Here is a 9,454-nt window from a genome sequence, read left to right as displayed (position 1 = left end):
GGGCCGACCGGCCCCGGCCCGGCCCCGTGGCCCCGGCCCGGCCCCGTCGTACTGCCCCGGCCCCGTCGTACCGCCCCCCCCCCCCCCCCCCCCCCCCCCCCCCCCCCCGCCCCCGGCCCCCCCCCCCCCCCCCCCCCCGGGGCCGCCGCCCCCCCCGCCCCCCTCCGTGTCTAGCAGATCACGGCTTTCGCGATCGCTTGCTTCGTGTCTGGAGTTCAGTCGTGTGCTGTTCCGATCTCGGTGGACGCGGGCCCCGACCGCGCGGGCCGACAACACCGGGCCGTGCGGCCGTTGTTCCGGGTGAGGGTTGCACGCCCTGTCACCGGCTCGCGGCCGTGTCTGTCCGAGGGCCGAGATCGCCGCCGCCGAGCCCGACGCCGTCGTACCCCAGATCCACCATGGCGAAGGCCCGGTGAGCGATCGGGCCGAAGCGACGGCCGGGCAGCTCGTCAGCCCTCCTGGCCGCCGAACACCTTCAGAATGCGCTCGGCTGCCAGTGTGGCCGTCAACTCGCCGTCTCTGACCTGCTGTTCGAGGGTGGGCGCCAGGGCCCGTACCGCCGGTGCGGAGTGCAGGCGGCCGAGGAGTTCGTCGCGGACCATGGACCACGTCCAGTCGACCTGCTGCTCGCGGCGCTTGGCGGCGAGCCGGCCGGTGGAGTCGAGCAGGGTGCGGTGCTGTCCGAGGCGCTCCCAGACGGTGTCCAGGCCGGCCCCCTCGCGGGCGCTGCAACTGAGGACGGGCGGGGTCCAGGCCGCGTCCCTGCCGTGCATGAGCCGCAGGGCGCCCGCCAGTTCACGTGCCGCCGCGCGGGCGTCGCGCTCGTGCGGACCGTCCGCCTTGTTGACGGCGATCACGTCGGCCAGTTCCAGGACGCCCTTCTTGATGCCCTGGAGCTGGTCGCCGGTACGGGCGAGGGTCAACAGCAGGAAGGAGTCGACCATGTTGGCGACCGCGGTCTCCGACTGGCCCACGCCGACGGTCTCCACCAGGACCACGTCGTAGCCCGCCGCCTCCATCACGACGATCGACTCGCGCGTCGCCTTGGCCACCCCGCCCAGCGTGCCCGAGGTCGGGGAGGGGCGGACGAAGGCCGCCGGGTCGACGGCCAGGCGTTCCATCCGCGTCTTGTCGCCGAGGATCGAGCCGCCGGTGCGGCTGGAGGAGGGGTCGACGGCGAGCACCGCGACCCGGTGCCCGAGCGCGGTGAGCATGGTGCCGAACGCGTCGATGAACGTCGACTTGCCCACGCCCGGAACTCCGCTGACGCCGATCCGCCGCGCCTTCCCGCTGTGCGGAAGCAGCTCGGTCAGCAGCCCCTGGGCCAGTGCCCGGTGATCGGGCCGGGTGGACTCGACGAGCGTGATCGCACGGGCCACCAGGGCCCGCCTGCCGTCGAGTACACCCTTCACATAGGTGTCGAGGTCGATGGCCATGGGGCTTACAGATCGTGCCCGAGGCCGGCCGACAGCCGTTCGACCAGGTCGTACGCCGCGTCCGGGATCACCGTCCCGGGCGGGAAGACGGCCGCCGCGCCCATCTCCAGCAGGAGGGGCACGTCCTGCGGCGGGATCACCCCGCCGACCACGACCATGATGTCCTCGCGGCCCTCCTCGGCGAGCTGCTCCCGCAGCGCGGGCACGAGGGTGAGGTGCCCGGCGGCCAGCGACGAGACGCCGACGATGTGCACGTCCGCCTCGACGGCCTGACGGGCCACCTCGGCCGGCGTCTGGAACAGCGGGCCGACGTCCACGTCGAAGCCGAGGTCGGCGAAGGCGGTGGCGATCACCTTCTGGCCGCGGTCGTGGCCGTCCTGGCCCATCTTGGCGACCAGGATGCGCGGCCGGCGGCCCTCGGCCTCCTCGAAGGCGTTCACCAGGGTGCGGGTGCGCTCCACGGACGGGGACTCGCCGGCTTCGTTGCGGTACACGCCGGAGATGGTACGGATCTGGCTCGCGTGGCGCCCGTACACCTTCTCCAGGGCGTCGGAGATCTCCCCGACGGTGGCCTTCGCGCGGGCCGCGTCCACCGCCAGCTCCAGCAGGTTGCCCTCGCCGCCGGCGGCCCGGGTCAGCGCGTCGAGCGCGTCCTGGCAGGCCCGCTCGTCGCGCTCCGCGCGCAGGCGCCGCAGCTTGGCGATCTGCTGGGCGCGTACCGAGGAGTTGTCGACCGATCGCACGTCGATCCGCTCGTCGGTCTCGACGCGGTACTTGTTGACGCCGATCACCGGCTGGCGTCCGGAGTCGATGCGGGCCTGGGTGCGGGCCGCCGCCTCCTCGATCCGCAGCTTGGGGATGCCGGCGTCGATGGCCTGGGCCATGCCGCCCGCCGCCTCGACCTCCTGGATGTGCTGCCAGGCACGGCGGGCGAGGTCATGGGTCAGCTTCTCGACGTACGCGCTGCCGCCCCACGGGTCGATCACCCGGGTCGTGCCGGACTCCTGCTGGATCAGCAGCTGGGTGTTGCGGGCGATGCGCGCCGAGAAGTCGGTGGGCAGCGCGAGCGCCTCGTCCAGGGCGTTGGTGTGCAGCGACTGCGTGTGGCCCTGCGTCGCGGCCATCGCCTCGACGCAGGTGCGGGTCACGTTGTTGAACACGTCCTGCGCGGTCAGCGACCAGCCCGAGGTCTGCGAATGGGTGCGCAGGGACAGCGACTTGGCGTTCTGCGGGTCGAACTGCCGCACCAGCTTCGCCCAGAGCAGGCGCGCGGCCCGCAGCTTGGCGACCTCCATGAAGAAGTTCATGCCGATCGCCCAGAAGAACGACAGCCGGGGCGCGAACGCGTCCACGTCCAGCCCCGCCTCCCGGCCCGCGCGGATGTACTCCACACCGTCCGCGAGCGTGTACGCCAGCTCCAGGTCGGCCGTCGCGCCCGCCTCCTGGATGTGGTACCCGGAGATGGAGATGGAGTTGTAGCGCGGCATCCGCTGCGAGGTGTACGCGAAGATGTCGGAGATGATCCGCATCGACGGCTTCGGCGGATAGATGTAGGTGTTGCGGACCATGAACTCCTTGAGGATGTCGTTCTGGATGGTCCCGGCCAGCTTCTCCGCCGGCACGCCCTGTTCCTCGGCGGCCACGATGTAGAGCGCGAGCACCGGCAGCACGGCGCCGTTCATCGTCATCGACACCGTCATCCGGTCCAGCGGGATGCCGTCGAAGAGCTGCCGCATGTCGAGGATCGAGTCGATGGCCACGCCCGCCATGCCGACGTCGCCCGTCACGCGGGGGTGGTCGCTGTCGTAACCCCGGTGCGTGGGCAGGTCGAAGGCCACCGACAGGCCCTTCTGGCCGGCCGCCAGATTGCGCCGGTAGAAGGCGTTGGACTCCTCGGCGGTGGAGAAGCCCGCGTACTGGCGGATCGTCCAGGGCTGGTTGACGTACATCGTCGGGTACGGGCCGCGCAGATACGGGGCGACCCCCGGGTAGGTGCCCAGGAAGTCCAGGCCCTCCAGGTCGCGGCCCGTGTACAGCGGCTTGACCGCGATGCCCTCCGGGGTCTCCCACAGCGGCCCGTCACCGCCGGTGGCCTGTTTGACGGCCGTACGCCACTCGTCGGCGCCGCCGTCCACGGCCGGGGTCCCCAGCTCGATCCCGGAGAAGTCGGGGATTCCCATCAGGACACTCCCATGCGGTCGAGGGCGGCGGAGAGCACGGCGACGGCGTCGCAGCCCGCGAAGACGTACGCGTCGACTCCCGGGTACTGCCCCGGGCGGCCCGCGAGGAACACGTGCGAGGCACCCGAGTCCCTGAGCTCCTGGGCCCGGGTCGCCGCCTGTTCCTCGTACAGCGCGTCGCTGGAGCAGAGGACGGCCTCGGTGGCGCCGCTGTCCGCGAAGGAGCCGTCCGTGACGGGCTCGATGCCGCCGGCCTGGAACAGGTTGGCGGCGAAGCCGACACGGGCGGTGTGCGCGGCGGCGGGACCGAGGGCGGCCAGATAGACCCGCGGGCGGGATCCGGTCGCCGCGAAGTGGGCGTCGGACCGGGCGCGCAGCCTCTCGTAGGCCTCGTCGCGCCGTACCCGGGGCAGCCCGCCGGAGCGGGGGGCGGGCGCGGGAGCGCGCTCCACCGGACGCTCGGCGAGGTCCGGGAACTCGCTGACACCGGTGACGGGCTCGCGCCGCTTCGCCAGCTTCGCGCTGCGGGCCTCCCAGGTGTCCGCCAGGTCCTGGCCGATCCGGCCCGAGCGCAGACCGGCCGCCTGGCCGCCCGTCCGCTCGATTCTCTGGAAGAACTCCCAGCCCGCGTGGGCGAGTTCGTCGGTGAGCCGTTCCACGTACCAGGAGCCGCCCGCCGGGTCGACGACCCGGGACAGGTGCGACTCCTCGATGAGGATCGTGGACGTGTTGCGGGCGATGCGCCGCGCGAAGGCGTCCGGGAGGCCGAGCGAATGGTCGAAGGGCAGTACGGTCACCGCGTCGGCGCCGCCCACCCCGGCCGCCAGTGTGGCGACGGTCGTGCGCAGCATGTTCACCCAGGGGTCGCGACGGGCCATCATCACCGGCGAGGTCACGGCGTGCTGCACCTGTCCGACCGGGGCTCCGCAGACCTCGGTGACCCGCGACCACAGTCGGCGCGCCGCCCGCAGCTTGGCGACGGTCAGGAACTGGTCGGCGGTGGCCGCGTACCGGAACTCCAGCTGGGCGCAGGCGAGTTCCACAGGCAGGCCCGCCTCGGTCAGCTCCCGCAGATAGGCCACCGCGGTCGCCATCGAACAGCCCAGCTCCTGCGCGGCCGAACCGCCGGCCTCGTGATACGGCAGCGCGTCCACGGTCAGCGCCCGCAGCCCCGGGTACGTCTCGGCGCACGTGCGCGCGAGACCGGCCACGGGGGCGAAGTCGTACGTGCCGCCGGTACGGGCCTCGTGACCCAGCGGGTCGGCGCCGAGGTTGCCGCGTGCCGCCTCGCCGGCGACGCCCCGCTCCTCGTACAGCCGCAGCAACTCCCGCGCGGCGGACTCGACGTCACTTCCGGCGTCCAGGACGACGGGTGCCAGGTCGAGATACACGCCGTCGAGGACCCGGCCGAGCGAGTCGACCGGAAGGCCGCCGTCGCCGAGGAGCAGCCACAGTGACGTGACGCCGTTCTCCAGGTCCGCGAGGACCGCGCCGCCGGTGGTGTGCTGCTGTCGCACGTCCCAGCCGCCGACGGAGTTCCCCTCCGCCCGGCCGCCGCGGACGAACGGCGCGAATCCGGGCAGGCCGGGATCGGGCGCGGAGTCGTGCGCGCTGTACAGGGGCCGGAGGTGAAGCCCGTCCTCCAGCGCGGTGGACAGGGCCTCCTCGGCTGCCGCGTCCGAGACGTCCCTGCCCGACTTGCGCAGTACACCCGCCACGAGGCGCTGCCACTGTTCAAGAGTCGCGTCAGGGAACTCGGCGGCCAGCGAAAGCCCGTCTTCGGGCAGGACCGTCATGCTCGGATGCTAGGCCAGAGGGGCCGAGCGGCAGCAGAGGGCGCGGCTGTGACCTTGGCCGCTCGGGCCCTGTGACCTCGGCCTCCCACGGCCGCGCGGGTTCCCGCGGCAGCGCCGACACCTGGGCTTCGCACGCCGTTCGTCCCCCGTACGGACACGCTTGCTTTCCTCGCGTGATGGACCAACTGCTGTCAGGGATGCGCGTCGACCACACGGACCACGACGATCCGGTGCTGATCCGTCCGGACGGGACCCCCGTGGACACCTGGCGGGAGAACTACCCGTACGACCGGCGCATGGAGCGCGGGGAGTACGACCTGCACAAGCGGCTCCAGCAGATAGAGCTCCTGAAGCTGCAGAGCTGGATCAAGGAGACCGGGCGTCGGCTCGTCATCGTCTTCGAGGGCCGTGACGCCGCGGGCAAGGGCGGCACCATCAAGCGGTTCACCGAGCACCTCAACCCGCGCGGCGCCCGCGTGGTCGCCCTGGAGAAGCCGACCGAACGCGAGCGCGGCCAGTGGTACTTCCAGCGCTACGTCGAACATCTGCCGACCGCCGGTGAGATCGTCCTGCTGGACCGGTCCTGGTACAACCGGGCCGGTGTGGAGCGGGTGATGGACTTCTGCACGGACGACGAGTACCGCCGCTTCATGCGCCAGGCACCCCTGTTCGAGCGGATGCTCGTGGACGACGGGGTCGAACTGGTCAAGTTCTGGTTCTCCGTCTCGCAGGGTGAGCAGCGCACACGGTTCACGATCCGCCAGGTCGACCCCGTGCGGCAGTGGAAGCTCAGCCCGATGGACCTGGCCTCCCTCGACCTCTGGGACGACTACACCGCCGCGAAGGTGGCCATGTTCCGCGAGACGGACACCGAACACGCCCCGTGGACGGTGGTGAAGAGCAACGACAAGAAGCGCGCCCGGGTGGAGGCCATGCGCAGTGTCCTGGCCCGCTTCGACTACGCGGACAAGGACGACGAGGTCGTCGGCCGCCCCGACCCGCGGATCATCGGCGCGGCGGCCACCCTGCTCGAGGAGGGCGAGGACGACAGCACGCACGAGCGGGAGGCGTGATCACCTCGGGCGCGACCACACCACGGCGCCGGCGATCAGCGTCGCGGCCACCAGGTCCGCGGAGGGCCGCTGCAGCGCCGCCGCTCGGGGCACGCGCAGCAGGACGAGGTCGGCCGCCGCTCCCCGGACGACCCGCCGGGGCGGGCCGCCGGGAGCATCGGGCGGGCCGAGGAAGGCGTCCAGCGCCTGAAGCGCGGTGAGACCCTCACCCGGGCCGACGACCTGTCCGGACCGGGTGCGCCGCCGTACCGCCGCGTCCATCACCAGCCAGGGATCGACCGGCCCGTACGGCGCGTCGCCGGCCAGCGCTACCGGCACGCCGGCCTCGACCAGCGAGCGCACCCGGTAGAGGTCCTGGTGGTCCCCGGCCGGGACGTCGCGCAGATAGTCGTCCCCGCGGTCCGCGATGAACCCCGGCTGGGTCACCACGGCCGGACCGAGGTCCCGCAGCCGGGGGATCGACCCGGCGGGCACCAGCGAGGCGTGCTCGATCCGGTCACCGGCCCGCCCGCCGGCCTCGTCGAGTGCGGCGAACAGGAGGAGGAGGGCCTCGCGGGTCACGCAGTGCACGGCCACCGCCCGGCCCGCACGGTGAGCCGCGCGGATGCGTTCCACCAGCTCGTCGAGGCCCGGGAGGCCGGAGTCCGCGAGGACGATCTTGTAGGGGCCGACGGTCGGTGAGCGCGGGCCGCCGGGCGCCGTCCGGTGCAGGGGCGCCCCCAGCAGCTGGACCCGCTGGGGGAGCGCCCCGGTGCGCATGGCCTCGCCGATCGCGTCGATCGCCGTGGCGCTCAGATCCGGGGTCGCGTCCGTGAGGTGGGTGATGCCCAGGGCGGCGAGCCGGGCGCCGACCGGCCGAAGACCGGGCGGCCGGGCTCCGGAGGTACGGGTGCGGAGCCAGTCGTCGGCGCGCCAGAGCCGCCCGGTGGGACGCCCTCGGCCGTCCCGTTCGACGCCCCCGTGATCCGCCCGTGCGAGGCCCAGCGCCTGCGCCCCCGCGCTGTTGACCGTCCACAGCGCGCCGCTGCGGTGCTGGACGCGCACCGGACGGGCGGCATGCAGGCGGTCCAGCGCGACGGCGTCCAGCGGACCGGCGACGCCCTCGGCGTACCCGGTTCCGCGGACCCAGCCGGTTTCGTCGGCGGACGCGTGCGCGAGAGCCTCGGCCAGCTCCTCCGCGGTGGTGACCGCCGGCGGGCCGCAGCGGACGGAGCGGGCGGCCGCGGCCATGGCGTGCAGGTGCAGGTGGTGGTCGCACAGACCGGGCAGCAGGGCCCCGCCCCGGGCGTCGAGCACGTCCTCGCCGCGGTGGGCCGTCAGCCCGCGGCCGATCTCGACGACGCTCCCGCCGCCGACCCGTACGTCCGTCACCGTGCGGCCGTCGAGTTCGGCGTCGCGGAACAGCACTCCCCTCGTCATGGCGAAGGGATCCGCAGCTCGCGCAGGACCTCGTCGGTGTGCCGGCCCGGTTCGGGAGCGTGGCCGGTGACGGTCCGACGGCGGGGCGCGGCGACCGGCACCGGCCCGTCGGAGGTGTCGACCGCCCAGCCGTCGCCGTCCCGGTGCGCGGTCCGGGCGGGGGAGCCCGGGGCCGGTGGACCGGGGCTGACGGCGTCGCCGGCGGAGGATCCCGGGGCACCGAGGTCCGGAGCGGGGCGGTCCGGAGCGGGCGTGTCCCGGGTGGGGCGGGCCGAGGCGCGCGTGTCCGGGGCGGGGCGGCCCGGGGTGGGCGTGTCCCGGGTGGGGGAGTCCTGGGCGGGGGCCAGGGTCGCGGAGACCACCTGGGACATCGCGACGTCGAACAGCCGTCCCCGGCCGTCGACCGGTGCGGACAGGGCGAGTCCGGCGGCGAACAGGCCGGTCAGCGGGTCGGCGAGCGCATCGCCGCAGAAGACCGGCTGCCCGTCCGCGTCCCGGGCCACCAGTCCCGCGCCCGCGGCCACGTCGTCGCCGAAGCCGACCCGCGGGGAGTCCCGGCCGTCCGCCGTGACGGACACCCAGATCGTGCCCTGGCGGGCCGAGGCCTCCGCGTCGAGACCGAACCCGGCCAGCGCCCGCGGGCGGGACGCCTCGATGACGATGTCCGCCGCGTCGACGAGCGCGGACATCGCTCGCCGGCCCCCTGCCGTCGTGGGGTCGAGGAGAACGGAGCGATGGCCCGCGTGCAGCAGCCGGAAGAAGCCGGGACTGCCCCGGCGGGCCCCGTCGAGGCGCTGTGGCGTCTCGACCTTGACCACGTGGGCGCCGGCCAGGCCGAGCAGCTGGGCGCAGAGCGGCCCCGCCCACAGCGCGCTGAAGTCGACGACGAGCAGGCCCGCCGGCGACCTGGGGCGACCGGGCGCGGGCAGCGGGCGCGGCGGCGAGGGGTCCACGGGCGCGGCGGCGAGTCCGAGCAGCGCGGCCCGCTCGGCCAGCTCCGCCCCGGTGTGCGTCCGCACCCACGCGGCGACCGTGGGCCACGGGTCGTCGGGCAGTGCGGCGCCGACCAACGCCCCCAGCAGCGGGGGATCGTCGGGGCGGGCGCAGGAGACGGCCGCCCAGCCGTCCGCGGTGGGCAGCAGCCGGCCCGCCCCGCCCGCCGAGACCCGGCCCCGCCGGTGGTGCCCGGTGAACGCGGCCCGCTCCGCGAGCAGCGACGCACCGTCCACCCGCAGCGGATGAGTGCTGTCCGCCGTGGCGGCGGCCAGTCGTGCGGAGATCCGGTCGGCGAAGGCGGCCGCGGTCCCGGGAGGCACCAGCGGCGGTCCGTCGGGGTGCCCGGTCAGCGCCATGACCCCGCTCCGCGCCCACTCCGCCGTACCGGCCCCGGCCCGCTCCCTCGACACGGCGCCAAGATTACGCCGATCACCGGTGCCGATGTCATGACCTGGACACGGCCGTGGGACCCGGCTCGCGGCGGGAGCGGTCGGGCCGGCCGCTGTGACTTCTCCCACCTGCTCTTGTCGGGGCGAGGAAGGCTTACCTACGTT

6 protein-coding genes are annotated in these 9,454 nt (G+C 74.1%); 1 reads left to right on the top strand and 5 read right to left on the bottom strand.

The genetic code is table 11. From position 1 onward, the window contains the following. Window positions 1-449: 449 nt before the first annotated feature. The 3 genes from meaB to ABT070_RS25865 are packed head-to-tail and all read right to left on the bottom strand — an operon-like array spanning window position 450 to window position 5,412. Window positions 450-1,436: a methylmalonyl Co-A mutase-associated GTPase MeaB gene (gene meaB / locus ABT070_RS25875; RefSeq protein WP_351764250.1), complete on the bottom strand. Its 987-nt coding sequence runs from the start codon at window positions 1,434-1,436 to the stop codon at window positions 450-452. Between the two features lie 5 nt (window positions 1,437-1,441). Continuing rightward, window positions 1,442-3,616 carry a methylmalonyl-CoA mutase gene (scpA, locus tag ABT070_RS25870; protein WP_351764249.1) on the bottom strand — a complete coding sequence of 725 codons (2,175 nt, stop codon included), beginning with the start codon at window positions 3,614-3,616 and terminating at the stop codon, window positions 1,442-1,444. Next, complete coding sequence (locus ABT070_RS25865; RefSeq protein WP_351764248.1) at window positions 3,616-5,412, bottom strand: methylmalonyl-CoA mutase family protein; 1,797 nt, start codon at window positions 5,410-5,412, stop codon at window positions 3,616-3,618. The genes scpA and ABT070_RS25865 overlap by 1 nt, the downstream gene beginning before the upstream one ends. Before the next feature lie 176 nt (window positions 5,413-5,588). Between ABT070_RS25865 and ppk2 the strand changes: the two genes are divergently transcribed. Next, complete coding sequence (ppk2, locus tag ABT070_RS25860; RefSeq protein WP_351764247.1) at window positions 5,589-6,485, top strand: polyphosphate kinase 2; 897 nt, start codon at window positions 5,589-5,591, stop codon at window positions 6,483-6,485. Here the strand turns inward: ppk2 and ABT070_RS25855 are convergent, their stop codons facing one another. Both ABT070_RS25855 and ABT070_RS25850 read right to left on the bottom strand, forming a co-directional pair. Then, window positions 6,486-7,904, bottom strand: coding sequence for an amidohydrolase family protein (locus tag ABT070_RS25855; RefSeq protein ID WP_351764246.1), 1,419 nt, complete (start codon window positions 7,902-7,904; stop codon window positions 6,486-6,488). Continuing rightward, window positions 7,901-9,310, bottom strand: coding sequence for a CoA transferase (locus ABT070_RS25850; protein ID WP_351764245.1), 1,410 nt, complete (start codon window positions 9,308-9,310; stop codon window positions 7,901-7,903). Before ABT070_RS25850 ends, ABT070_RS25855 begins: the two co-directional genes overlap by 4 nt. Window positions 9,311-9,454 lie beyond the last annotated feature (144 nt).

It is taken from the genome of Streptomyces sp. NPDC002884, from assembly GCF_040295245.1.
Taxonomy (GTDB): Bacteria; Actinomycetota; Actinomycetes; order Streptomycetales; family Streptomycetaceae; genus Streptomyces.
The sequence above is the reverse complement of the archived record's forward strand: the minus strand, read 5'-3'. Positions and strand labels throughout refer to the sequence as shown.

Coding starts and splice junctions, on each gene's coding strand:
- meaB (WP_351764250.1), bottom strand. CDS start 1,436: ATGGCCATCGACCTCGACACCTATGTGAAGGGTGTACTCGACGGCAGG.
- scpA (WP_351764249.1), bottom strand. CDS start 3,616: ATGGGAATCCCCGACTTCTCCGGGATCGAGCTGGGGACCCCGGCCGTG.
- ABT070_RS25865 (WP_351764248.1), bottom strand. CDS start 5,412: ATGACGGTCCTGCCCGAAGACGGGCTTTCGCTGGCCGCCGAGTTCCCT.
- ppk2 (WP_351764247.1), top strand. CDS start 5,589: ATGGACCAACTGCTGTCAGGGATGCGCGTCGACCACACGGACCACGAC.
- ABT070_RS25855 (WP_351764246.1), bottom strand. CDS start 7,904: ATGACGAGGGGAGTGCTGTTCCGCGACGCCGAACTCGACGGCCGCACG.